Annotated in this window: 27 protein-coding genes and 2 pseudogenes; 4 read left to right on the top strand and 25 right to left on the bottom strand. The window is 37.9% G+C overall.

Translation table 11 applies throughout. The features are described from left to right. Positions 1 to 140: 140 nt before the first annotated feature. Positions 141 to 494, top strand: coding sequence for a hypothetical protein (locus tag ACWYN3_RS04855; RefSeq protein ID WP_456220125.1), 354 nt, complete (start codon positions 141 to 143; stop codon positions 492 to 494). After that, positions 469 to 1,491 (top strand): right-handed parallel beta-helix repeat-containing protein, encoded by a 1,023-nt coding sequence (locus tag ACWYN3_RS04850; RefSeq protein WP_456220124.1) that lies wholly within the window; start codon positions 469 to 471, stop codon positions 1,489 to 1,491. Before ACWYN3_RS04855 ends, ACWYN3_RS04850 begins: the two co-directional genes overlap by 26 nt. 458 nt (positions 1,492 to 1,949) lie before the next feature. On the opposite strand, the gene ACWYN3_RS04845 is transcribed toward ACWYN3_RS04850, so the two are convergent. From ACWYN3_RS04845 to ACWYN3_RS04735, 23 genes and pseudogenes are all read right to left on the bottom strand, one after another. Then, complete coding sequence (locus ACWYN3_RS04845; RefSeq protein ID WP_456220123.1) at positions 1,950 to 2,663, bottom strand: glycine betaine ABC transporter substrate-binding protein; 714 nt, start codon at positions 2,661 to 2,663, stop codon at positions 1,950 to 1,952. A gap of 10 nt (positions 2,664 to 2,673) precedes the next feature. Beyond that, entirely contained in the window at positions 2,674 to 3,531 is an 858-nt protein-coding gene (locus tag ACWYN3_RS04840; protein WP_456220122.1) for an ABC transporter permease, read from the bottom strand. Between the two features lies 1 nt (position 3,532). Next, positions 3,533 to 4,771, bottom strand: coding sequence for a quaternary amine ABC transporter ATP-binding protein (locus ACWYN3_RS04835; protein WP_456220121.1), 1,239 nt, complete (start codon positions 4,769 to 4,771; stop codon positions 3,533 to 3,535). Positions 4,772 to 4,788: 17 nt separating this feature from the next. Continuing rightward, the gene (locus ACWYN3_RS04830; protein ID WP_456220120.1) at positions 4,789 to 4,998 is read right to left on the bottom strand and encodes a hypothetical protein; all 210 of its coding nucleotides are present in this window, start codon (positions 4,996 to 4,998) and stop codon (positions 4,789 to 4,791) included. Next, a complete protein-coding gene (locus ACWYN3_RS04825; protein ID WP_456220119.1) occupies positions 4,995 to 5,882 on the bottom strand; it encodes a hypothetical protein in 888 nt (295 codons plus the stop codon). The genes ACWYN3_RS04830 and ACWYN3_RS04825 overlap by 4 nt, the downstream gene beginning before the upstream one ends. A 650-nt stretch (positions 5,883 to 6,532) precedes the next feature. Further along, positions 6,533 to 7,333, bottom strand: coding sequence for a hypothetical protein (locus tag ACWYN3_RS04820; RefSeq protein ID WP_456220118.1), 801 nt, complete (start codon positions 7,331 to 7,333; stop codon positions 6,533 to 6,535). Between the two features lie 95 nt (positions 7,334 to 7,428). Beyond that, positions 7,429 to 11,092: pseudogene (purL, locus tag ACWYN3_RS04815) on the bottom strand (phosphoribosylformylglycinamidine synthase). Between the two features lie 117 nt (positions 11,093 to 11,209). Further along, entirely contained in the window at positions 11,210 to 11,455 is a 246-nt protein-coding gene (locus tag ACWYN3_RS04810) for a hypothetical protein (protein WP_456220117.1), read from the bottom strand. A gap of 38 nt (positions 11,456 to 11,493) precedes the next feature. After that, positions 11,494 to 12,477, bottom strand: coding sequence for a hypothetical protein (locus ACWYN3_RS04805; RefSeq protein ID WP_456220116.1), 984 nt, complete (start codon positions 12,475 to 12,477; stop codon positions 11,494 to 11,496). Then, positions 12,450 to 12,992: a hypothetical protein gene (locus ACWYN3_RS04800; RefSeq protein ID WP_456220115.1), complete on the bottom strand. Its 543-nt coding sequence runs from the start codon at positions 12,990 to 12,992 to the stop codon at positions 12,450 to 12,452. Before ACWYN3_RS04800 ends, ACWYN3_RS04805 begins: the two co-directional genes overlap by 28 nt. Positions 12,993 to 13,000: 8 nt before the next feature. Then, the gene (locus ACWYN3_RS04795) at positions 13,001 to 13,537 is read right to left on the bottom strand and encodes a DEAD/DEAH box helicase family protein (protein ID WP_456222886.1); all 537 of its coding nucleotides are present in this window, start codon (positions 13,535 to 13,537) and stop codon (positions 13,001 to 13,003) included. Then, a complete protein-coding gene (locus tag ACWYN3_RS04790; RefSeq protein WP_456220114.1) occupies positions 13,455 to 13,937 on the bottom strand; it encodes a DEAD/DEAH box helicase in 483 nt (160 codons plus the stop codon). Before ACWYN3_RS04790 ends, ACWYN3_RS04795 begins: the two co-directional genes overlap by 83 nt. 61 nt (positions 13,938 to 13,998) lie before the next feature. Further along, complete coding sequence (locus tag ACWYN3_RS04785) at positions 13,999 to 14,769, bottom strand: class I SAM-dependent methyltransferase (protein ID WP_456220113.1); 771 nt, start codon at positions 14,767 to 14,769, stop codon at positions 13,999 to 14,001. Positions 14,770 to 14,884: 115 nt separating this feature from the next. After that, complete coding sequence (locus ACWYN3_RS04780) at positions 14,885 to 15,469, bottom strand: RagB/SusD family nutrient uptake outer membrane protein (RefSeq protein ID WP_456220112.1); 585 nt, start codon at positions 15,467 to 15,469, stop codon at positions 14,885 to 14,887. A 4-nt stretch (positions 15,470 to 15,473) separates the two neighbouring features. After that, complete coding sequence (locus ACWYN3_RS04775) at positions 15,474 to 15,932, bottom strand: hypothetical protein (RefSeq protein WP_456220111.1); 459 nt, start codon at positions 15,930 to 15,932, stop codon at positions 15,474 to 15,476. 20 nt (positions 15,933 to 15,952) lie between these two features. After that, positions 15,953 to 16,390, bottom strand: a complete 438-nt coding sequence (locus ACWYN3_RS04770) for a hypothetical protein (RefSeq protein WP_456220110.1) — start codon at positions 16,388 to 16,390, stop codon at positions 15,953 to 15,955. Positions 16,391 to 16,413: 23 nt separating this feature from the next. Then, the gene (locus ACWYN3_RS04765) at positions 16,414 to 17,037 is read right to left on the bottom strand and encodes a hypothetical protein (RefSeq protein WP_456220109.1); all 624 of its coding nucleotides are present in this window, start codon (positions 17,035 to 17,037) and stop codon (positions 16,414 to 16,416) included. Beyond that, positions 16,970 to 17,962 (bottom strand): hypothetical protein, encoded by a 993-nt coding sequence (locus ACWYN3_RS04760; protein WP_456220108.1) that lies wholly within the window; start codon positions 17,960 to 17,962, stop codon positions 16,970 to 16,972. Before ACWYN3_RS04760 ends, ACWYN3_RS04765 begins: the two co-directional genes overlap by 68 nt. Positions 17,963 to 18,509: 547 nt before the next feature. Further along, complete coding sequence (locus tag ACWYN3_RS04755) at positions 18,510 to 19,367, bottom strand: TonB-dependent receptor plug domain-containing protein (protein WP_456222885.1); 858 nt, start codon at positions 19,365 to 19,367, stop codon at positions 18,510 to 18,512. Between the two features lie 74 nt (positions 19,368 to 19,441). Next, complete coding sequence (locus ACWYN3_RS04750; RefSeq protein WP_456220107.1) at positions 19,442 to 19,828, bottom strand: STN domain-containing protein; 387 nt, start codon at positions 19,826 to 19,828, stop codon at positions 19,442 to 19,444. Between the two features lie 123 nt (positions 19,829 to 19,951). Further along, positions 19,952 to 21,007, bottom strand: coding sequence for a FecR family protein (locus ACWYN3_RS04745; RefSeq protein WP_456220106.1), 1,056 nt, complete (start codon positions 21,005 to 21,007; stop codon positions 19,952 to 19,954). A gap of 151 nt (positions 21,008 to 21,158) precedes the next feature. After that, positions 21,159 to 21,767: an RNA polymerase sigma factor gene (locus ACWYN3_RS04740; protein ID WP_456220105.1), complete on the bottom strand. Its 609-nt coding sequence runs from the start codon at positions 21,765 to 21,767 to the stop codon at positions 21,159 to 21,161. 235 nt (positions 21,768 to 22,002) lie between these two features. After that, complete coding sequence (locus tag ACWYN3_RS04735; RefSeq protein WP_456220104.1) at positions 22,003 to 22,749, bottom strand: CPBP family intramembrane glutamic endopeptidase; 747 nt, start codon at positions 22,747 to 22,749, stop codon at positions 22,003 to 22,005. A gap of 201 nt (positions 22,750 to 22,950) precedes the next feature. On the opposite strand from ACWYN3_RS04735, the gene ACWYN3_RS04730 reads away from it, so the two are divergent. Next, entirely contained in the window at positions 22,951 to 23,517 is a 567-nt protein-coding gene (locus tag ACWYN3_RS04730; protein ID WP_456220103.1) for an HD domain-containing protein, read from the top strand. A 77-nt stretch (positions 23,518 to 23,594) separates the two neighbouring features. Here the strand turns inward: ACWYN3_RS04730 and ACWYN3_RS04725 are convergent, their stop codons facing one another. Next, the gene (locus ACWYN3_RS04725) at positions 23,595 to 24,197 is read right to left on the bottom strand and encodes a DUF6985 domain-containing protein (RefSeq protein ID WP_456220102.1); all 603 of its coding nucleotides are present in this window, start codon (positions 24,195 to 24,197) and stop codon (positions 23,595 to 23,597) included. 13 nt (positions 24,198 to 24,210) lie between these two features. On the opposite strand from ACWYN3_RS04725, the pseudogene ACWYN3_RS04720 reads away from it, so the two are divergent. Continuing rightward, a pseudogene (locus tag ACWYN3_RS04720) lies at positions 24,211 to 25,066 on the top strand (NAD-dependent epimerase/dehydratase family protein). Between the two features lie 25 nt (positions 25,067 to 25,091). Here ACWYN3_RS04720 and ACWYN3_RS04715 read toward each other — a convergent pair. Further along, complete coding sequence (locus tag ACWYN3_RS04715) at positions 25,092 to 25,949, bottom strand: DUF3828 domain-containing protein (protein ID WP_456220101.1); 858 nt, start codon at positions 25,947 to 25,949, stop codon at positions 25,092 to 25,094. Between the last annotated feature and the right edge of the window lie 56 nt (positions 25,950 to 26,005).

Here is a 26,005-nt window from a genome sequence, read left to right as displayed (position 1 = left end):
TATTGAAAAATCAAGATTACGAATCTAACAAAAAGCTCTTGTCTAAAATCCCCCCTATTTAATCAGAATCCTACCCCCTCATGCCAACGGCCTGGTTATATTTTTACTTAAACAAAATATAAACCTAAATCAATTAAAAAATGAAGAATCTATTAATCACTTCATTACTAGCATTTTTACTATTTACGGGGTGTAAAAAGAATTCAAATGCTGGTACCACTGACAATCAGAGCTCAATTCACCCCAAAACAAACGGAGCTTCAGGAATTTCTTATTATGTCGATCCCTTCGGCGATGATAACAGTAATGGCACAAGTCCCGCTACTGCCTGGAAAACAATCAGCAAAATAAACACACAAACTTTTTTACCAGGTGATTTACTTTTATTTAAATCCGGGGGCAGCTGGTCAGGCAACCTTCAGCTACTGGGCTCAGGAACTGCGGAAGCCCCTATTGTTATCGATCAATATGGAAGGCGCTGCCCCCGTCATTAACGGAGGGGGTTTAACCAATGCTTCTGTAACCCTTTCTCTTAGTAATCAGTCCTACTGGGAAATTAACAATCTCGAAATTACAAATACAATTACCTCAGGCCTTCATTATTCAGTTACCGGAATTAAAGTAAATAATCCGGCAACTACCGCTAATACACACATCTATATTAAGAACTGTTATGTACATGATGTAAATTCGACAGGGGTAGGAAATTCTAATTATAACAAGGGCTCTGGTGGTATCATCTTCAACGGATTGATAAATGAAGTATTGGTTCAAAATTGCCACGTTGCCAATTGTCAGATAGAAGGAATCAGAACATCAAGCAGTGTCAGGGCATCACATGTTGTATTTGATCATAATTTAATCGAAAATATTTATGGGGATGGCATTGTTTTAAATGGTGTGACCGGAGGTTCAATGATAACCAATAATACGATAAGAAATGCTTGTATCAGTAATGCTGCCAACTACGCCGGTGCCTGGACCTACAATAGCTATCAGACAACAATCTCCAATAATGAAGTATATGGCCTGGTTGGCGGATACAATGACGGACAGGCATTTGATGCTGACATCAATACTGATGGTGACATTTTCGAATACAACTATTCCCATGACAATTACCGGGGATTTATGCTGTTCATGCCAAATGCAAAAAATATAATTGTCAGATATAATATAAGCGCAAATGATGTTCTGGGGGGCAGCAAGCTATTTAACTTCACCGCTACAAATACTTCAAACCAAATTTATAACAACGTTTTTTACCTGACCAATAACGTAAGTTATATTTTCCAAAGTAAGTTTACAGGTTCATTTACAAATAACATCATTAACAGCACAGGAACAGTCGCTCAATTTTCTCAGAATGCCATGACGACCGATGCCCGGTTTTTAAACAATTGCATCTATCCTAATACAGTTATACTTGCCAGTAACTGGAACGGCTGTTATCACAGCAACAATATCTCTTCTTCAGCCACAATTCGTTAAGCCAGGAAGCTATGGGACCGGAAAAGCTACAGCGACTGCATTTGATTTATCCAGTACCTCCCCATGCATTGCTGCTGGATTAGCAATTGTCAGTAACGGAGGGTTGATTTTTTCAATAAGACATTGAATTCTAGTGGGAATCCTGATGCCGGAGCAATCAAATATTAGTTTTTTGACTTAAAATACTTTCCAGCCCATCATTAGGATGTCGTTTTGGAAAAACCAATCTTGAATCTTTTGGATTATAATAGAATAATTCAAAAGATTCAAAATCGGTTTAATATTACTCTTATTATTTTACTGAATCACTTTTCAAAAAAGAACTCATACGAACAGCAAATTCGTTATGATCAGCTAACCATTTATCAATAGCTGCCTTTTCATCATCAGTACCTTTAAGTACAGCCATCAATGAGCCTAATTGATCATCATCTAACTGAAAATTTCTAAAAAATGAACTAACCTGTGGATTTAGTTTTACAAAATCTTTGTTTGCAACAGTTTGCAACAGTTTGTAAAGTTTCAACTTTTCCAAAAACACCTTTAGGGTCACTTAAAAATTTCAGCTTATAATTGCTGAATATATAATGCGGAGACCAGCCAGTAATCACTACCGGTTTCTTAGCATCTATACTTTTCTTTAAAATTGCAAGCATTGCAGCTTCACTGGCAGATTGCAATTCGTACTTTAATTTGTAATCTTTAATTGCAGCCTCTGCTTTATTCATAATTCCTGCACCAGCATCAATTCCAATGATTTTACCTTCAAAAAGAGATGCATTAGCATTCAATTCGTCAATACTGTTAATTTTCACATAATCAGGAACTACTAAACCTATACGTGCATTTGCATAGTTTGTACCCAGGACTTCAAGTCTTGCTCCAAATTTATCCATGTACTCTTTATGTGTAACCGGCATCCATGCGTCCATAAAAATATCTGCATCGCCACCAGCAACTGCTGCAAAAACCGGTGCAACATCTGCATTTTTCAATTCAACGGTATAACCTTCATTTTGAAGTAATACTTTTGACAATTGAGTCATTGCAACTCCTTCTGCCCAGTTTACGTAGGCTATAGTTACTTTTTTATTGTTACCTGCCCCGCCATTACATGAATACATCATCGTTGCTGTCAGTGCTATTAATAATCCGCTAATTACTTTCTTCATTTGAATAGATTTAATTTTTCGTTTTAATATTTTCTATGCTGTTTTTTTTTTTCTTCTTTGTTGTCCCGAATGACTGCGTAATACGGTCAAGGATAATTGCCAGAATTACTACTGCAATCCCGCCTTCAAACCCTAATCCTATTTTCAACTGCGTAATTCCTTTTAAAACAACCTCACCAAGTCCTCCGGCAGCAATCATTGCTGAAATAACTACCATTGAAAGCGCCATCATGATCGTCTGGTTAACACCAGCCAATATGGTTGGCAAGGCTAAAGGCAATTCCACTTTAAAAAGTAACTGTCTTGGCGTAGCACCAAAAGAACGGGTAGCTTCTACGATCTCTTTAGGTACCTGACTGATTCCTAATGTAGTTAAACGAACTGCAGGTGGCATAGCGAATATAATTGTCGCAAATGCTCCGGGTACTTTCCCTAATCCAAAGAACAATACTGCAGGGATCAGGTAGACGAAAGCTGGCATCGTTTGCATTAAATCCAGAATTGGACGCATGATTTTTCCGGCCAACGGGTTTTTAGCAGCCCATATTCCCATCGGTACTCCCATTAACAAAGCGATAAAGGCAGCGGATAAAATAAGTGCCAGCGTTGCCATTGTTTGTCCCCAGTATCCCATTGCCCAGATCAGAGATAATCCTAAAATCGTAAAAATGGTAACTCCCAAACCTGTGCGTTTCCATGCAAGGAAAGCAACCAGTAAGATAATGATATAAAATGGAGGAAACATCAATATCCATTCAACGGAGTCAACAACTGAGATCACAATGATCTTTATTATATTAAATAAGGCGCCAAAATTGCTGGTAAGCCAGTTTATAAATTCTTCTATATAAGGTCCTATATGTATCATATTATATTACTTCGTTTTGTAAATTATCAATTGAGTTTCCGCACACATTTTCCCAGGAAGTTCCTGTGGTCTCTATCAGTAAAGAGGTCTGCGCAACGATTCCAAGCAGTTTATTTGTTTCCTTATCGATGATTGGCACTGCTCTTCCATTTTCTGCAATGAAAGGGAGCATTTGCTCAACAGTGGTTTCCGGATAAGCAACAGGGATATCTTTAACAATAGCCATTTCTATGGTATGCTCTCCTTTTGCTTTCAAATCAAGAATGTCCTTCAAATAAACAAAACCTAGAAAATGTTTATCAACCGAAACCGCTGGTAAAGTGGTTAACCCCGAAGAACGCATTTTTCTTAAAGTACCCACTATTCCATCTTTTTTATAGATGGCTACTGTCGGTTTTTCAAATAATAGGCTGGCCGCAGTAATGATCGATTTACGGTCAACTTTCTCTACAAAAGAGGACACATATTCGTCTGCCGGGTTTGTTAAAATATCCTCAGGCGTACCAATCTGAATAACTTCTCCATCTTTCATAATAACAATACGGTCACCCAAACGGATCGCTTCGTCAAGATCATGCGTAATAAAAATAATTGTCTTATGCATTTTTTCCTGCAAGTCAATCAACTCATCCTGCATTTGTGTACGGATCAGCGGATCAAGTGCAGAGAAAGCCTCATCCATTAGCAAGATCTCAGGATCATTCGCTAAAGCACGGGCTAAGCCAACACGTTGCTGCATACCCCCCGAAAGTTCTGAAGTATTTTGATGTTCGTATCCTTTCAGGCTGACCATCTCAATTACTTCCTGAGCTTTTGCCTCTCTTTCCGCTTTTGGAATATCCTGTAATTCTAAACCGAAGGCTACATTTTCCAGTACGGTACGGTGAGGTAATAGTCCAAAGTTCTGGAAAACCATTGCCATCTCTTTTTTCCGTACATTCTGTAATTCCTTATCTTCAAGACTGGTAATATTTACGTCGTTCAAAATTACGTTTCCCGAAGTAGGTTCTATTAACCGGTTAAAACATCTGAGTAAACTAGACTTACCACTACCTGATAAGCCCATAATTACAAAAAATTCTCCTTTTTCTATATTAAAACTAGCATTCTTTACTGCAACCGTACAGCCCGTTTCTTTTAGGATTTCAGCTTTGGTTTTTCCTTGTTTTAATAGTGCCAGTGCCTCCTCTTTTTCTTTACCGAATATGAGTGTAAGGTCTTCTATCTTAAGTTTAGACATAGTATAGCTGTTTTATGTTAAAAATAATAACCGATATTAATGTTGAACCGGCTACTCCATTTTGATTCTGGATTACCTGTTGATAATCCATTTTGCCAATCCGGCCCTAACCAGGGCTGATTTTTCCCCGCGGCCCAGTCTACGTAGGTCACCAGGTTTCCTGCATTAATCATACAACCTAATACATTCATCTGTGTGTCCTTAAATCCGGCCTGCGGCTTATTCATATAAGAGTAGTTCTCATAAAAAAAACAAGCGACTTTACAGGGCCTAGTTTTACTGGTTGTGTATAAGCGAAGGATGCAGTATGCAAGTAAGCTTTGCGGGCGACATCATAGGATGAACCATAGGCGGCCAGTTGTACTATATTTTTATACTGAGACGAGTCAGATAGATTATATTGATAGTACATAGACTGTAACTTCACATTAACCCTTCCAAAAGTCAAATCAGTATGTAATGCTGCTGCCCATCTGGCTCCCATTCTCCCTGTAGGAATATTATATACTCCGCCAAGCATCCCTGAAACCCCAATCTTTTTGTCTTCTGCTATCAAATACTCTGTTTTGATGTTCCCCTGGTTAACTTCTTTGTTTCTGCCGGCAACATCATAAGAATATCTTGACGGGTCTGTTCCCGATTTATCACCGAAATTCAGTTCCATTGCGTTCTTAAAAAAGGCAACATCATAGATCCAGCGATTTCTGCGCTGATGAAAATTAACTCCCATAGAGAACTTATCTTCAAAACCTACATAGTAAGGAAGGTTAAAGAACCAGTTATGCGAGTTGTAGGCTGTATTACCAAATGGATTCTGAACTAGTCCTATATCCATATGGGTACTATCATTGAAAAGATATCTTACATATCCTTCTTTCAGGAAGCTCCCACCAAAATCTTTGGAGTAAAAACGGTATTCTGCGTGAAAATCCAGTTTTTTATAAGAAACGTCTGCGTTAACGCGAAACATATCGAGACCAAAATCGCCGCCTCTTTTAACTTGTTCTTTTTTCCATGAAGAAAGATTATAGTTGAATCTTAATGCGCCGCCAATTTTCAGAACTGGTTTATCCGGACGCGAAGGAGTTGTGTTAGCCCTTTTTAGAGGCACTGTCGTGGTGTCCTTTTTTATTGATATAGAGTCTTGCGCTATTAGTGTTAAAGGTAAAATAACGGTAAATACTATACAGCTTAATATGTGCTGTAATCTTACTTTCATATATAAATAATTTATATATGCAGGCTTAATTGCCGCATACCATAAAATGCTTTAAATAAAACATTAATTAACAAATGCTCAGGGTGTAAATACCCTGAATATTTAAACAGAAATTGTGCTGTTTCTTTCTAGAATTTAACGCTCAGATGGCGTCTTTAACAGCGGACGTTTAAACTAAAACTATTGCAAAGGTAAGCAAAATTTATCGGTTTTTAGCCCCTGTGGCGGATATGCGACTAGAATCAGCCGGATTTGGCCGTCAAAAAACAAGAAAAAAACGTGGATATTTCAGGCGATTTTACAGCGCAAAAAAGGCACATAATTCTTACCGGATTTAACAGAGAAAATCAGGTAAGGGTAATTATAAATGATCAACAAAAAAGGGGGTGTCAGTAAACGTAAAGGTTGATTTTTACCGATATTCATAAATATCAACAAGCTCTGTTTTCGGGATTCAGGGATAATGATTTCAGACAATTCTGGTAGCAAATCAGCCTATTGGGATATGGGGTAAAAACATCACCTCTCACAAGGACGATATTTTATTTTTTTTTTTTTTTTTCTTTTTCAAAATATTCGTAGCTAAAATTTAGCAAATCGGGCTTTTGATCAGACTCTTTTACGGATTTGTCAACGCCAGATAAACGCTGTTTGAAGGTACTGAGTGTTAGAGGTAATCCATTTTCCATTTGAAAAACGAGGTGGGCCCGACGAGTATATAGTGTTTTATCCAGAATCAGGTTTCCATGTTCATCTTTAAAAAAGCTGTCTGTCATGAAATTCATTTCGTCATCATCAGGATGCTCCTTATAATGAATCGTTAAGGGCAAGTCCCAGTTCGTATTAGAATAAATGGTTACCGGTAGAGCGAGCTTATCACCCTGTTCATTCACTTTATGAAAAATTCTGCCTTTGCGAATATAGCGTTCAGTTGTTTTCCCTCTTACAGAAATCACCGTATCACCCGAATAATAAAATTGATTAAATCTGCCCGAATGGCTTATAAATTCATGAGGCGCACCATCTTTATAAGTAACTGATAACGTATCTTTTACAGTACGCATCTCAATCCACTGTCCCTTTCTGTTAAAAACGATTACAAAGTTTCTGGCAGGGTCTGCCGGACTTTCTATTTTCATCACTTTAACTCCTGTAAGTTTAAAAAGCTGTAAAGGCAGATAACGATCCGGGAAAATCAGATCAAAAGCAAGGTACATGGCTAACCTGGGTGTAGGGTCTTTCTTATATTTACTTGCTGTACCAATTTTCACATCATACACGATCTCCTGTGCCTGTACACGGTAAACAAATAACAGCAGAAATAACAACAAACCCCTTTTCATAAAATCTCCTGATATAAATACGGCCCGATTACTATACAAAGATAGTACATCGGGCCGTAATGATGAACCTGCTTAATCCGCAGACTCTAAATATTCTATTTCTCTAATTTCTCAATCCATTCCCTTGCATTCACAAATGCTTCCATCCATGGAGAAACTTCATCTTTACGTCCTTGTGGATAATTAGCCCAGTGCCATTGGAACAATGAACGCTCTATATGCGGCATCATCACCAAATGTCTTCCTGTTTTATCACACATCATCGCTGTGTTATAATCAGAGCCATTTGGATTAGCAGGATAGCTTTCATAAGCGTATTTAGATACGATATTGTACTGATCTTCTGCATATGGAAGCTGGAATTTACCTTCACCATGTGAAATCCATACACCTAAAGTACTTCCTGCCAGGGTAGAAAGCATTACAGAGTTGTTTTCCTGTACTGTTAATGAAGTGAAACCACTCTCATGTTTAGCACTTTCGTTATGTAACATCTTAGGTTTCTCTGCGTGATCTTCGTTAATCAAACCAAGCTCGACAAACAACTGGCAACCATTACAAATACCAACAGACAAGGTGTCCTCACGCTTAAAGAAATTCTCCAGTGCATTCTTTGCTTTCTCATTGTATAAGAACGCTCCTGCCCAGCCTTTAGCCGATCCTAACACATCTGAGTTAGAGAATCCACCTACAGCACCGATAAACTGAATGTCTTCCAGTGTTTCTCTGCCTGAGATTAAATCAGTCATGTGTACATCTTTAACATCAAAACCAGCCAAATACATCGCATTAGCTAACTCTCTTTCAGAGTTACTTCCTTTTTCACGGATAACTGCCGCTTTAGGTCTTGGTTTAGATGGATCAATAACTGGTTTCTTTCCATCAAAATTTAATGGGAAGCTATAATTTAATACGTGATTTTTATAGTTATCAAAACGTTCTTTAGCTTTAACCGGACCGCTCTGTTTCTGATCTAACAGGTAAGAAGTTTTAAACCATACATCACGTAAATGATCAATATCAAAACTCCAGTTACCAGAAGCATTTTTAACTGTTAACTCAGCTTGTTCTGTTACAGTACCTATTTTATGGTAAGCTGCTCCATTAGCTTCAAGAACTGCCTCAGCAGCCACATCAGCCTGGAATACGATACCTATGTTTTCAGCAAAGTGTTTCTATAATATCCTGGTTTCCTAAAGCAGAAAGATCAAGGGTAGCACCCAGGTTACGATCTGCAAAACACAATTCTAAAAGTGTAGTGATTAAACCACCACTGCCTATATCGTGTCCTGCTTGTATCTTACCTGCTTTAACTAACTCTTGTAAAGTATTAAAAGTAGTTTTGAATTGACCTGCATCTAAAACATCAGGTGTTTCAGTACCAACTTTATTTAAGATCTGAGCAAATGATGAACCACCTAATTTATAACGGTCTCCTGAAAGATTGATATAATAGATAGCCCCACCGGTTTTGCGTAAAACAGGCTCTACGACTGCGGTAATATCATCACAATGACCAGCAGCAGAGATAATCACTGTACCTGGCGCGATAACCTCACCGTCTTTATATTTTTGTTTCATTGATAAAGAGTCTTTACCAGTAGGAATATTAATTCCTAAACTGATTGCAAACTCTGAACAAGCTTTTACTGCTTTATATATAAACGGGCATCTTCACCTTCGTTTTTACAAGCCCACATCCAGTTGGCAGAAAGTGAAATACTTTCCAGACCGTCTTTTAAAGGAGCCCATACAATGTTGGATAAAGATTCTGCGATTGCATTTCTGCTACCTGCTGCCGGATCAATCAATGCTGAAAGCGGTGCATGCCCAATTGAAGTTGCAATACCGTCTTTACCTTGAAAATCAAGTGCCATTACACCACAGTTATTCAATGGCAATTGTAAAGGACCTGCACATTGTTGTTTAGCAACACGTCCGCCCACACAACGGTCAACTTTATTTGTTAACCAGTCTTTACTTGCAACAGCCTCTAATTGTAATACCTGCTCTAAATAAGTAGAGAGTTCAGCAGTATTATAAGTTACCGGCTGATATTTTCTGTCTACTGTTTTATCCTGCATGATTACTTTTGGAGAACTGCCAAACATGTCTTCCATTTTCAGATCCATTGGTTTAGACCCGTTGGTAGCTGATTCAAAAGTAAAACGATGATCTCCTGTCACATCACCTACAGTATACATTGGAGCCCTTTCACGGTCTGCAATTTTTTGTAGGGTATCGATGTTTTCCTGGCTGATCACTAATCCCATACGTTCCTGAGACTCGTTACCGATAATTTCTTTTGCTGAAAGGGTTGGATCGCCAACCGGCAATTTATCCAGATCAATCTTTCCACCAGTTTCTTCAACCAGTTCCGAAAGACAGTTCAGGTGACCACCTGCACCATGATCATGGATAGATACAATCGTATTGTGATCACTTTCTACCATACCACGTACTGCGTTGGCAACTCTTTTCTGCATTTCAGGATTAGAACGCTGAATCGCGTTTAGCTCGATACCAGAACCTAAAGCTCCTGTATCAGCAGATGATACCGCAGCACCCCCCATTCCTATTCTATAATTTTCTCCGCCTAAAACTACGATTTTATCATTCAGGGAAGGTTTTGCTTTCTGAGCCTGATCAGCTTTTCCGTAACCTACCCACCTGCCTGCATGATTACTTTATCATAACCAAGCTTTCTTGCGTCTTCTTCGTGTTCAAAAGTTAAAATTGAACCTGTGATTAATGGTTGTCCAAATTTGTTACCAAAATCAGAAGCTCCGTTTGAAGCTTTGATTAAAATATCCATTGGAGTCTGGTATAACCAGTCTCTTTCGTTCACCGCTTTTTCCCATGGACGATTTTCTTCCAGACGAGAAAAAGAAGTCATATAAACAGCTGTTCCTGCTAAAGGCAATGAACCCTGTCCACCTGCTAACCTGTCTCTGATTTCACCACCAGAACCTGTAGCTGCACCATTGAATGGTTCTACAGTGGTAGGAAAGTTATGCGTTTCTGCTTTCAGTGAAATTACTGAGTCAAAATCTTTAAGTTCATAGTATTCCGGCACATCAGCTCTTTTAGGAGCAAATTGCTGAACTCTAGGTCCTTTAACGAAGGCTACGTTATCTTTATATGCTGAAACAATCCCGTTAGGATTAGCCTCGGATGTTTTACGGATTAGTTTGAATAAAGATGAAGGTTGCTCTTTACCATCAATCACAAACGTACCGTTGAAAATCTTATGACGGCAATGTTCTGAATTTACCTGAGAAAAACCAAATACTTCTGAATCTGTTAGCTTACGTCCTAATTTCTCTGATAACTTATTTAAATAATCTACTTCTTCTTCACTTAATGAAAGTCCTTCTTGTTTATTATACGCTGCGATATCTTCAATTTCCAGGATAGACTCTGGTTTAAGACTGATCGTATAGATTTCCTGGTTAAGCTCGCTGTACTTTTGGAACAGCATCGGGTCAAAACCAGTAAAATCAGCCGTTGTATTTTTAAATTCTTCAATTCTGATGATCCCGTGAATATCCATATTCTGGGTAATTTCAACAGCATTCGTGCTCCATGGAGTTACCATTGCAGCGCGAGGACCAATGAAGAACTCCGTTAAAACGGTTTCTTGTTTAAATTGGGCCCCGCCAAACACCAAGTTAACTTTGAAATATCTGACGATGAGAGAGTTTGCTCTGATTGTAAAGCAAAAACAGTATTAAGCTCGTTGGAGAAGAAATAAATCATGGTATGTTTTTATGGCGCAAATTTAATTTAAAAAAATTCTATGCCGTCATATATTGCAAAAATAGATGCAACAATTTGCAAATTCTACTTTAATATGTAGAATCACAGGGGTTTTTATCATTTCCATTTATTCACTTGTTCGCTTTTTTCAACAAATTCAGAAGATAAAGATTGCATTCTTGATTCCAGCAGAAATTTCCTGCCTGCTAAAGTCCGTGTAAATATCAAACTACATGGGCCAACATGAACTCTCCATTGTACGCTGAAATATTCTGCAAGACTTTTATTTCTCGCCAATATTTCTGGTACAGCATGATAATCTTTCTGACGAAAGATAGAAAACAACCAGCTTTCTCTTACCATTATATACCGTGGATTATCAATTACCTCAATAATTTCTTTTAAGCAACTATAAATACAGCGTTCTCGAAGGTCGTCCCTCCACTCAAATGACAATAAACTGCACCATAATGATCATTTACGGCAATAATCTCTAGTTTTGAAGGATCGGAATGGATTGCTTTCGCTTTGATCAGTGCTTTTAACAAAGCATTAGAGATCTGGAAAATATCTTTTGAGATATCACTATATTTTAAATATAATCGCGAAGCGGTATAAAGTTGTTTTCCAAAGTAAATAAACCCTAAAATCCCGGCAAGCATGATCCAGTTAAAAAAAGCATCCGGGGTTTTCATATACCGGATCGACTGAAAGAAAAACTGGATCATATCTGTTCCAAAACTTATCAGGCCAAAAAACAATTCCGCGAACAGATAAGCAATTGTTTTATTCAGGTACATCTTTTTCAGCTTTTGATAAGGCTTCTTTTCTGAGAAAGGGACTTTAATCTCTTCGACAAGCTCTACACCTGCTTTTAAAGCTACATTCCAGGTTTCTTTTAAGGATTTCCGATCTCGCGCATAGGTAAAAGTCTCTTTATTTCTGAGTGCAATTCCCTCTGAACTATTTATTCTTTCAGGGATGTTTAAACGGCTAATACCATTCTCAATACCAGATTTATCTTTGAATGAAACACCCACAAATCCTTTGAACCTTCGTTTTAACAGCTCAAAATCGTCACCACCTGTAGCCGAAGTCGGATCGATACAAACTAAATGCCAGATGTTCCCTGTTTTCTCAGGATTACCTTTTTGCGTTCTTATCGCTCTCCCTCTCATCTGATTAGACAGGACGAAAGAACCGACAAAACTTGCCAGAATCAGCGAATTGATTGCTGGCGCATCCCATCCTTCTCCCAGCAGAGATTTAGTACCAATCAGCACTTCGATACCACCGGCCTGAAAAATTGTAGTCACCAGTTGTATAATTGAATTTCTCAGTTTTCCGTCGGCTTGAATCAGTATATAATGTTCATCGAATGGCACAGCCGATATATTAACCTGTAAAATCCAACAGCTTTTGGCAAGGCTTCAAATGCAGTATAAGCGGATTTAGGAAGGATCACAATAGAGCCTGTTAATACAGCAATTTTCATTTGGGCAGGATTATCCCGTCTTAACTTCTCAAAAATTGGCATCACACCAATCTTGTTCAGCTCCATACTATTATTGGGAGCATTCACATAAAACTCTTTCCTGATATAGTCCGAAAGGATAACCATTCTAAGTGCTGTGCCCAGTTGCTGATACTCAAAGTCAGCAATTTCTTTGATACTGTTTAATTTATTAGTACTTGATGTTAAAAAACCAGTTACTTTCTTATTATGCCATAAACTAATCTGCCGGCCATCAATAATACCGTAATGTGTTAACCGGTTTTCAAGTTTTACACGATGTTCTTTAAATTCCTTAAAAAATTCACTATTAAAAAGATAGAACTGTAATATGGTTTCCATCCAGGTGTAATCCAGTATTGGAACTTTAAATTTGGAATCCCCCACCCCACCACTCAGAGATGTGTGTCTGAAATTTTACTTCCGCTAGCTTTCAGAAAAATCAGGCAGGCAGCATAAAAAGAAAAGTTGCTATAAACCCATTCCAGGTGCTCCCTGGGTTCTATCCAGACAGGCCAGCTCTCTAAAGCATTGATGAAGGTTTTATCTGCTTTGATTTCTATATATAGGTTAGAGACATTTTGCCGGAAAGCCTGTATATTTCGTTCATCCTCATGAGTTGGCAAAGTAAAATGAATATAGTCCTGATGCGGGCATAAATCATTCTCGATTACCAGCTCAGGTACTGAAATTTCAATATCAACTGGCCCGTTAAGCTCTAGATACCTTTGCCATTCATTCACAGTAACATCGTATGGAGGCGTTGCAGTTAAACCAACAATAATCGGTTTAATCTTGTCTTTAACTTTTGTTAAAGTCTTCCACCACTCATTTTTTAAATGATGCGCTTCATCGACGATAACTGTATTGACATTTTGTGCAATTAGTCCTTTTAACAATCTGATCAAGATTCTTATTACTGCCATGTTCACTTTCAACTTCTTCTTCAATTTCTTCCTCAGCTTCAATTTCTGGCTCATTGATACGCAGGTTGTTGCAAGCTGCATGTAAAGCCTGATAAGTTACAACTGTCATAAATCCTGGCTTACGGATATCTATTGAAATCCAGTCAGGTCTTTGGTCAGACTGTAAAAACAATTCACTGAATCTTTGAATCCATTGCCCTCTGATCGCTATAGTTGGCGCCAGAATTAAAACAGCTTTATTGAGCCTTAAAGCCACCTCTAATCCCAGAATTGTCTTTCCAGAACCAGGGGGTGCAATAACATGAAGATGTCCGTCTGTTAAATACTGATCTAGTTTATCAAAAACACGTTGCTGATATTTTCTCCAGCTATACTTAAACCGGATATTTTTTGGGAATTCTGTCAATGTTGTATACTTATAAATTAATTCTTCTGAATACTGTTTAAATTCAGATTTTGCCTCTTACTTACTTCTTTAACTTCATGATCATTTGTACCGCATCAGTCACAATCCACTGATCATATTCTACAATAGCCTTTAACCTTAATTCGTCTGTAAGATAACCTTCTTCAACCATTTGCGTTGAACCCGCAACTTTTGACCAGATTCCAATGCGCTGTAAAAAGTTGTCATCATTTTGATGATAAACCTCATCGGAATTGAATATTTCAATAGTATGAAAACCAGTTTCGGCAAAATAATCAGCAAGATCTTCGGCGATATGATTATTCATCCCTGCATCAGCACGCCACTTTAAAAAGGTTTGGTAAAAAGTCAGCATGCTTTCTGGTGGTTGAGGCTCCCAGCTGAGCTGTTCATGGTTATAATCAAGAATAGAAAGCTGCCCGCCGGGTTTTAACAAAGTTTTCAGTTTCAAGAAGGCTTCCTTTGGATTACTTAACCACTGTAAAGTACGTGCAGAAACAATCAGATCAAATTTTTCTTCCGGTTCATAACTAAACAGATCCTGATGGATCAATTCAAGATTCAAAAATGTTTGATAGCTTTCTTTGCCACTGGCGATAAACTTCTCCGTATTATCAATTCCGATGACAGAACCAGCTGGCCCTACCCGTTCTGCAATATCTTTTGATATAGCACCAGTTCCACAGCCAATATCCAACACGCGCAGACCATTTTTCAGAATGGGGATTAATGTAGCATAATCCTTCTCTAAACTTCTGTTATCAAATATTTTATTTGTTGTCTGATGATCGCGCTGGATAGTTTTGTTCATCCCGTAAATTACACGATTTTAAGGAATACTTACTAAAACATTCTTTAAATAGATGCCAAAAAAGTGGCCGGTTAAATTCCGGTCACTTTATATTTATACTAAAAGCTAATTAAAACTAATTGGTAAGATTCGGATTAGCATTCAATTCAAGCTGAGGTATATTAAACAAATAGTAAGGACTATTAGGTTTAAAGTTCGATTTATCAGGGAACCTCAGCGTAGTATGCTGTTCTGCCTGGACAACTCTAGTATTTCCATCAGGCGTAACAATTGTTACTTGCTTAGGTTGTCCATTTTCATCCACATAAGGAGCGCGTTGTACAGAGCCCTGAGTTCTCAGTATATCAGAAAGAGAAAAACCTTCACCCCATAATTCTTTTCTTCTCTCTATCAGAATCGCATTGATTACATCATCCTTAGTATTACTGCCCAAAACAAACTGATCAGCTTTTCTGGCAGTACGTAATTCATTTAAATACTGAATTGCAGTACTCAGGTCCGAATTTCTTGCAAATCCTTCTGCTTGTATTAAAACCATTTCAGCTGAACGCATGAATACAATGTCTCCAGTCTGGTCTGCACGAAATTTAAATTTGGCATATCGCAGAAAGCCTTCTCTGCCAGGCAAACCGTCCCAGGAAAACAATTTGGTTCGGATGTCATTCTGATCAAATAAAGTTTTAAAATTCGGATCAGCCATAAAACTATAATAATAAGATGATGGTGAACTCACTCACATCCAGATAATGAAAAGCATAACTTTCACTGCTTTGATTAGGTGTCTGTCCCTGTCCCCAAATCCACTCGCTATTCTTCAGATCATTAAAGCCGGTATAATAATCGGCTGGAGCCATAAAAGCATAATCTCCGCGCGCTTCCCCAGCTTTTTTTGCAGCAAGGTCCCACTTCCCCATATTCAAATAGGTTCTGGCCTGCAAGCCATGTACCACATCAAGATTGATCTTATACTTCACTTCTCTTGAATATTTAGCTAACAAAGTTTCGGCCTGTGTTAAATCTGCTGTGATTAATTTATAGACATCTTCCAGGCTTGATTTCCCCTTACCCTGAGTTGATCCAACAGTAGGTTCTGTATAAATAGGTACTGCTCTTGCCTGTGGATCTTTAAGATAAGAAAATTGATAATACGTAGCTAAGTTCAAATAACTATTGGCACGGAGTGCTAGTGCCTGTCCTTTAACCTGATCTTTTTTATCTTTAGACCCGCTTGCTGCTCGTCAATCCTGGTAATGATATTATTGCAATTATTAATTACCTTATATAAAATAGTCCAAATAGTCTCTAAACGATCTTGATTATTGGCTCCGTTAAAAGAATAAGCATCAGAAAAACCATATTTATTAGGATTCACAGCAACATCGTTTCCCATTGCATCACATGTTCTCAGAATGGTAGAATAGCCAATCGTCGCATAACTAGATCCATCCTCATTCATATAGGCCCAGGTCCCATTTAAAACCGCCTCTATATTTGCAACATCTTTATATACTGCAGATTCTGGTACATCCTGACTCGATTTTGTAGTCAGTTCTTTCTTGCAACCCATAAAGGATAAAAGCAGGGTACTAACTAGTATTGAAGTAATTATCTTGATATTCATATTGAAATAATTAAAAATCATAATTAAAAAGTCACATTAATTCCAGCGGAAAAAGTACGCATCGCCGGATATCTGAAATAGGTTGAACCACTTATAGTCTGCTCAGGATCCATCCCTTTATGCCTGTAAAAAGTAAGCAGGTTTTCACCGGTCAGATTAAGTCTCAGGTTTTGAACACCCATTCTGGCTGACAGCTTTTTCGACAAATTATAACCCAGGCTTACGGTTTTTAAACGTGCATAAGTAGCACTATACAATAGACGTGTGGATGTTTGAGTCCAGCCCAGGTTATCTGTAGTTAATCTCGGTACATCAGTATTTGGATTTTCAGGTGTCCAGTGATTTAGCATTTCGGTTGACCACGTTCCTCCGGTACGATTCCCATTATGTAATAAAGATGCATAATCACGATCTAAGACCTTACCACCAAGACTATAAGCCAGCATAGCCGATAGTTCAAATTGTTTATAATTGAAAGTATTGGTTATACCGCCTAATAAATCCGGCAGAGAAGAACCTTGAATGTAAAACGCAGCTTTACTATAATTATTTGTAGTAACCTTTTCCCCATTATCATTATTAGTATACCAAAGAGGATCTCCATTTGCAGGATCTACACCAGGCCCATTCTTTAATGTAGAAATCATTAATAGAACCGCCAACCCTTAACAATTTATTGCCAACTATCTGGTTGTTCTGAGGCAACTCAGTAATTTTGTTTTTATAATGCGTTGCATTAATGCTGAAAGTCCATTTAAAATCACGTGTCATGACAGGAATCGCATTGATCTGTACTTCTATTCCCGTATTTTTTAATGCACCAATATTTGCGTCAATAGATTTAAAGCCAGTTGAAAGTGCTTTCGGCAAACTGAACAATAGATTTTGGGAAGCTCTGTTAAAATACTCTATTGTTCCGGATATACGATCTTTAAAGACCCCAAAGTCTACCCCGACATTAAAGTTAAGATTGGTTTCCCATTTTAAATCTGGGGTGGAGATACGCTTGGTTACCAGACCATTTTCTCCCAGATTATTATAGATAGCATATAACCCTTCATAAGCATAATAAGTACCAATATCATCATTCCCTTGCGCACCATAACTAGCTCTGAAAGTAAGATTGTTTAACCACGGTGAATCATTCAGAAAATCTTCTTTAGTAGCTCTCCATGAACCACCGACAGACCAGAATGTACCCCACCTGGTTTCAGGAGAGAATCGTGAAGAACCATCAGTACGCAAAGATCCGGAGAAAAAGTATTTATTTTTATAATTATACTCAGCCCGGCCAAAAAAACTTAACAATCTGTAATTATCAGCAAATCCATTGAAACCGTTTAACTGAGCTGCCGCATCAGGTTCATAAAATTCTGGCAGTACAAAGCCCTGACGGCTTCCTGAAATCTCTCTGATGTTTCTGCTATAAAACTCATGACCACCCAATAAACTCAGGTTATGGTCTTCATTAATAGTTTTTTCATAAGTAAAGATATTATTCCATGTATAGTTATACTGACGGTTATTATTTCTTGAAACCGTTCCTCTGATAGGTGCATCATCTCCAAACAAAGGATTGGTGTAGAAATTTCTGTTAATATTTCTATAATCACCGCTATACGAGTTTTAAACTTTAGTCCAGGCAAAATACTTGCTTCCAGAAAGGCCCTCGCAGATGCATTATCTGTCAGGATCTCATTTTTATCGAGATCTACTGTCGCCGCAAGGTTAGACCTTGGCGCTGCAGAAGCTGGCCTGTAGTCTCCAAAATCAAACACTTTTTCGCCATTATCATCTAATACAAATGAACCATCATTAAGATTGCGCTCATATACAGGATAAAAACTAGCCATAGTTCTGGAACCGAGAATAATATTTGCTGTATTGCTATCTTCAGATTGAGGGTAATCCTGTTTTGAATTAGAAGCAGATAAGTTTAATCCAGCAGTAAGCCATTTCTTAGCCTTAGTGGTTAAATTTACTCTAGCATTGTATCTTCTAAAACCAGAACCGATTGCAATTCCTTTATCATTGAGGTAACCACCAGAGATAAAATACTGGCTCTTTTCATTTCCTCCGCTAAAGCTCAAATCTGCTTGTGTGCGGCTTGCATTCCTTTCTAAATAATCACTCCATTTATCATCCCATAGAGAACTGCACCTGGAACAATTTTACCATCTAAACCCACAGGCTTTGGATAATTTTCTCCATAAGGATTAATACCCAGATTTTTGCCCACTCTGTTACTCGCACTCTCTCTCGCCTGTGCATCTGTTAAACCGTTGGTCAATTGTTTATTTCTTAAAGCAAGCCAGAAACTCTCGAAATACTGATCAGTATTCATTTGCTTATAATCTTTTACGGCACGGTTTGAAATTCCGCGACTAAAGCTGGCATTAATTCTTGGTTCATCAGAGATCTTCCCGGTTTTTGTCGTGATAATGATCACACCGTTAGCCCCTCTTGATCCATATAAGGCACTTGAAGATGCATCTTTAAGGACACTAACAGAGGCAATATCATTTACATTGATAGCATTGATATCACCCTGAAATGGAGCACCATCAACCACATATAATGGAGCACTTGAAGCATTAATAGATCCTATACCTCTTATTCTTATTGTGGCTTCAGTACCTGGCTGTCCGCTGGATGAAGCAACCTGTACGCCGGGAGCCAATCCCTGTAATGCTTTCCCAATATTGGAGACCTGTCTGTTTTCCAATTGTTCTCCCTTAATCTGGGATAATGACCCTACAAAACTTGATCGTTTTACGGTTCCATAAGCAACCACAAGTACTTCATTCAACTCTCCAGGTGTGCTGGTCAAAACTATATTCATCAAACCTGATGTAGCAGGAATCTCTCTTGTTTCATAGCCCAGATAAGAGAAAACCAATACCTGAGCACCCGGGATACCGGAGATCAGAAACTTTCCATCTCCATCCGTGATTGCACCTTTATTTTTTCCCTTAATCCGTACTGTAGCCCCTATAACAGGTAAACCAGTCTCATCAGTTACTCTTCCCCGATAAACAACAGAATCTGCACTTAACGCAGTAAGATTGGGCGTATAACGCTCTGAACGTTTAATAATAACTGTCTTTTCTTCAATTTTATGGTTAGTGGCAACCCTTCAAGACAAATATTCAATGCCTCTTCAAGAGTTACATTGCTGACTTTTATATTGATCCTTTTATCTTGCTGAATAATACCCGGATTAAAGATAAAATCGTAACCCGTTTGATGACGGATCTCTTTAAAAACTTTCTCAATCAGGATATTCTTCTCATTCAGGGATACCCGCTGCGCATAACCAGCGGCACTCACCTGCATGAAAGTTGCTATTAATATGATGATGGTCAGTCTCATAAATAGTAGGATTTTACGGGCATGAGGAAAGCCCACACCATTTTTCTTGGTATATATTTTATACATTTGTTTAGGTCGGTTTCACGATTTGCCTTCATGTTTCGAAGCTGAGGCATTTCGCGGGTTAATTGTTCTTTTTATTAATTGCCAGGCTTAAACCAGGAGTGTATAGCTTCTGGTTTTTTGTTACTACTTAGTCACCACGATCCTCCTTCCCTTCACTTTAAAATGAACTTCCCCAGTTAATTCCATTACTTTTAAGACAGATACAACACTTTTACTACGTGATATCCAGCCATGTAACTTTACATCGCCCGGCGCAGAATCATCATAAACAATTTCTACATTATACCATCTTGCCAACTGACGCATAGTTGTACGAAAATCATTCTGTCCGAAATTAAAATCACCATTTTTCCAGGCCACAGCATTATCTGTATCCACATTCGTTACATTGATTTTTTCAGATGCAGCAGCCTCCTGTCCGGGCTTAAGAATTTCGAACTTTTTATTGACAGTAACTTTGATTGAACCCTCCAGCAAGGTTGTCTTTATTGCAGGTTCATCACCGTAACTATTGATATTAAAATGTGTCCCCAAAACCTCAGCGACCTGCTTATCAGTAACAATTATAAAGGGCTTTGACCGATCATGGGCTACCTCAAAATAACCTTCACCACTCAACATTACGCTACGTGTTTTGAGTCCTGAAAAAGATGATGGATAAGTTAGTTTAGAAGCTGAATTTAACCAGACTTTTGTTCCGTCAGGCAAGTTTACCTGCCATTGTCCGCCTTGTGGTGTTTCAATCGTATTTGGAACAGAAGAATTATCTCCGTTTTTTTGATCACCGGCATTATAAACCAGCTGACCATCCCTGGTTTTAGTAATTACTGCACCTTCCTGCTGAATGACATTGCCGTTTACAGCATCATCAAGTGATACACGCCTTCCATCTCCAAGAGTTAAAAAAGCTTTGTTTTTTCCGGAAGGGACATCATTCACATAGGTACTGCCTGCAACAGTTGCCACAGGAGATTTATAAAGGTAGAGAAACAGTACAGATGAAGCCACCAGTAGAATTGCAGCTGCTGCTGCATAATTCAGCACACGAAACCTTTTTACAGGTTTCTCCAAGCCTGTTTCCAGACGAACCCATACAGCAGATAAATCTTCGTCTCTTTCCTCTTCAGTAAGTCCGGGAATATCGTTAACCTCATCTTTTAGAAACCACGTTTCTAACAAGGCGCTTTTTCCTTATCTGTACATTGACCTGCAACGTATTTCTTTAAAAGCGATTGAAGTTCTTTTTCATCCATATTCTCTCCGCTAAATAATAAATAGATTTAGCTATTAAATAAGATACAGGTGAAGACGGCTTAGGGGGTAAAAAAGATTAAAATAAATTTCTTGAAGCCAGAAATATAAATATCAGGATGAAAACACCAAGTTTGACTCTCAATATTTTCAAAGCATGCTGTATATGTTTTCTCACAGTTTGTTCCGATAAATCCAGTTTTTCAGCAATTTCACGATGGCTGAAACTTTCATTCCTGGAAAGTTTAAAGACTGCCTGCATTTTTTGAGGTAATACAGAGACTTCTTTATCAATAATCAGACGCAGTTCTTTTTCCCTTAATGCCTGATCAGTGACATATTCACCTTTATGAATCATCTGCTGTACAGAAGACACATAAGTGGAAACAATACGTTTATGCGAGATTAAATTAAATATTCTATTGCGTACCGCCGCAGTATATAGAAAAGGGCCTAGATTCCCGGCATAAGAAAGAGTTTCACGCTTAGTCCATAAATTAGAAAACACTTCATGTATGATGTCTTTCGCATCATCTCTGTCCCGTGTCCATTTATATGCATGTCTGTGAAGTAAGGATTTATAACGTTCGTAGATTTCAGTAAAAGCCAACCGATCGCCAGACCTGAGCAAACCCGCCAGTTCATCATCTGATAATTTACTGTAATCTGAAAATTCATAGAAATCCATACGCTGTTTTCCGACGCTGAATGTCAAATATATCTATTATTTTAACAAAAGTTAACACAAAAAAAACAGTTATGTTAAACTATGTTACCAGACGATATTTCAGGAATATTGTTGTTAATCCCCGGTATTAACATTTTTCTTTTGCTCCAGAAAAATATAGCTATAACCACAGAAACTACTGGCAAAACGATACCAAATTCATCTATATAATAAGCAGTTTTCCCATGATCAGTTGTCAGGGGGCTAAAATGGATTGAATAAACAGGTTATGACTTGCATGGAGTAAAACTGCTGTCCACAAACTGCCAGACCTCATTCTAAACCAGGTATACATAAAACTTCCGCTTACGGTCATTACTGTAAAACAACTCAATGCATACCATGATGGGGTTCCACTATTGTAATCTGCAAAAAGTAATATCGGATAATGCCACAAACTCCAGATCAGACCGGTAACAACAGAGGTAACTGTAAATCCGTAACGAACATAAAGCCTTGGTACTAAAAACCCTCTCCACCCAATCTCTTCACCAATTGCATTAGCCATACTTCTAAAAATGCTGACACCACCAGTCAGCAAAAAGAAAATAGAGATTGTTAACCATGGCGGTAAAACACCAAGCCTTAGCGCAAGCATAGTTTCGTTTACAAATTCATGATTATAGAACCCTCCCAGCCCTGTACACCAAACAAACAGATAAGTAACCAGCGCATATAAAAGTGGCAAAAAATAACTTTGTACCTGGTATTTAGTCTCTCCCCACTCCCAGCCCAAACTTCTGAAATCCAGCTTCAGGATACTACAGGTTAAGAAAGCTGCAAAACCGGGGGACCACATTAAACCAGTTGTATAACGACCATATGCCCCACTGAGTTTTCCATTATAAATAATTAAAAAATAAAACACGGAGCTGATCAGAAAGGTCAGCAGCAAATAGGTAAATATCGATTTATTATTTAATGGTTTAGTCAGAGGCGTCATTTCAATTTGATTAAGGTTTAATACTTAGCTAAAAGGATAATTTAAGAGATAAGTTAAACAATATCTGTTAGTTAAGCAATTTTTTATTGAATGACAAAAGAATTAGACAAATCCCCAGACTTACATTGATTTGTAATATTTGATAATCCTTCAATGATAACCAGTTTCCATTTTTATATTTGAGAATCATTTTATATCCTTATGAGTTCAGACAGATTACTTCAGCAAGTTGCTTTCATTCATGAAATTGATAAGCTTAAATATATTCAAAGAAAAACACGTCTTTTTAATAGTGACAGGAGAGAAAATGATGCTGAGCACAGCTGGCATCTTGCTATGATGGCACTTATCCTTGCAGAACATGCTAATGAGCCGGTAGATACTTTAAAAGTTTTAAAGATGCTGCTGATCCATGATTTGGTAGAAATTGATTCGGGTGATGTTTTTCTATATGATACAATTGTAAACCATGACAATACAATTGCCGAACGCAAAGCTGCTGAAAGAATATTCGGTTTATTACCCGCAGAACAAGCAAAAGAGTTTATTGCAATCTGGGAAGAATTCGAAACCGGAGATACTCCAGAAGCCAGGTTTGCACGTTCTATGGACAGGTTTGAACCTATCTTACAGAATGTCTCCAACCAGGGCGGCACATGGACAGAATATAACGTACCTTACGATACTGTCATGGAGAAAACCAGGAAAATCCAATATGGTTCTGAGTCGTTATGGGATTTCACTGAAACACTTATCGATGACAGGTAGAAAAAGGATATATAAAAAAGACAGGGGACCAGTAATTCTATCCCCTTTTTTTAGGCTATTATAAGGTTATTAAATCTCTAAAACTGAGATAACAGGAGATCTTCACTATCTGGTTTACCATAAGCATCGGCTTCTGTTAAATGACCATCCTGTCCGCTTACTCTGGTTAGTTTTTTTCCTTGTCTGAAAACTAACTGCAAACCATGTTCCTGATCCCAGTCACATGCACAGGCAACCTGAATATAAAGATCTTCTTGTTCATACAGCCGTCTTGTCACATAGATTTCGGTAGGCTGTACATGTTTCCAAATCTCATTTTCATCAGTAATTGCTCTTAGGTCCTCGTCTGCCTCATCAACCTCCACCGCTTCCAGAAAATCTACACAGTTTTTATAGACAAGATGGGTTACTGCATCTCTATCCTGAGTATTCAGAGTTAAAAAATGTTGTAAAGCATCATCAGCCTCAGCTAAAAAAGTCTCATCATGTTCCTGATTATAATCAGTAAAACTGATCCCTACTTTCTCATCATCAAAAAATGGGATTTCAATCTCTTCCCCTATCCACCAGTCTGAAAGACTATCATCTTCAGTTAATGTACCTATTACCTTTGATATGATCTTTTCGCCCATTGCTGTTTTTTGTGAAAAATTAAGCATTTTTATCAAGAAATTCATCATCTAAATCAATTTTATGCGGGTTTTGGTCACAGGATCATCAGGACAGTTAGGCTCAGTAACAGTAAGTCACCTCAAAAATCATGGTCATGAAGTTACAGGAATTGATCTGACCCCTCATCCCTCAACTAATCAGCTGACGGACATACTAAAGGCTTCTGAAGTAGACCAAATCACCAAAAATATAGATGTAATTATTCATACGGCAGCTATTCACGGTAAACATTATGAACTAAAATATCCCAGAGAAAATTTTATCAATGTGAACATCAAGGGTACATTAAACCTCCTGAATGCCGCTGTTAAAAACAATGTAACAGTTCTTTTATATCAGTACCACTTCCATTTACGGAGCTGCAATGACCAGTCCTGATCAAGCAGTTTGGGTAGATGAGACATTAACTGAGCAACCAAGAGATATCTACGATATAACCAAACAATGCGCAGAACAGTTGTGTAAATATTTTTTTTTGAAAGAAGGCCTGCAAGTATCAGTTTACAGAGTAGGAAGATTTTTGCCAGAAACAGATAACTTAAAAATCAATCACCGGATTTACAGGGGGCTGGATGAAAGAGATGGAGCCGAAGTACTAAGACTAGCTCTATCTAAAAGATTTGATCAGTTTGAGATATTTAATATCTCCAGTGGTTCTCCGTTCAAAAAGGAGGATTTGGCTTTGCTAAAAACCTCTCCAATAGAAGTTATCGAGAAATATTACCCGCTTGCTCCATCAATCTATCAGGAAAAAGGATGGGTTTTTCCTGATAGTATTGATAGAGTTTATGTATCAGATAAAGCTAAAAGAATACTCGGTTATCAACCTGTTTATACTTTCGAATATCTGTTAAACAATAAAAGTTTTGAGGACTAATCATATTTTAAAGTGATATACAATACTATTTTTTGCTTTCAGCATACAACGCTTTTCCGTCTTTTGATGCTCCAAATTCCCATATGCCATTTCTTTTTTCCAGAAACATACCACCATCAGATGCAGAACTTGCATAAGAAGTTTCAGATTTTTGGTTTAAGATAAAATCACCTTCCTTAGCAAATACCTCAGCTTGCTTTTTGTCGTCAGAAATAACAACTCCAGCCATCATACTCCCTTTAGGATCTGATAATTTTAAAGGTAATTCAAATACACGGATACAAGCTTTTTTAAGCGTACTCCAGGTATAACCAGCAGAAGCCTTACAACCATGAGCATCAGAATCTCCCCCTACTATACCAACCCGGGCTGCCGACGACGTTTGCGACGAAAACTGCATTAATACATCTTTAATATTTTTACCAGCACCGGCGTCACCTTTATAATTTACATTATCAATTTTCCACGCCTTATTCTCTTTAATCAGCACCACATCATCTTTCCACGTTGTGTTGTTATAATTCTTATTTGTAAACTCCACAGAAACAGTGGCTTTATCCCCCTCCCTTTTGACCTCTCCAATTTTATAAGAAGTATAACCTTCATGTAAACTGGTAAAAATATCACCCTCAATCATATCTGGTTTATCTGTTGATTTCGAAGCCTTAATTTTTTCGGCCGATTCAGCCTCTTTTGCAAGGGCTTTATCAATGAGAACAGACAAAGAGGCAGAAAGTAAACCTTTGTCCGCACCAACATACCTACCTTTATAATATTTGTAAAATGAGTTAACCACTTTAGTGACCTCATTACTTTTAGAATTGCTGCAACCAAAAAAAAGTGTGACAACAATCAGAGACGATAATAGAATTTTGGTTTTCATAAATTTATATTTGGTTTTTTGGGCAAATTGCCATACCTAATATAAGAAAATATCCT

Source organism: Pedobacter sp. NJ-S-72 (assembly GCF_053890575.1).
This window is presented reverse-complemented; position numbering and strand designations above follow the sequence as displayed.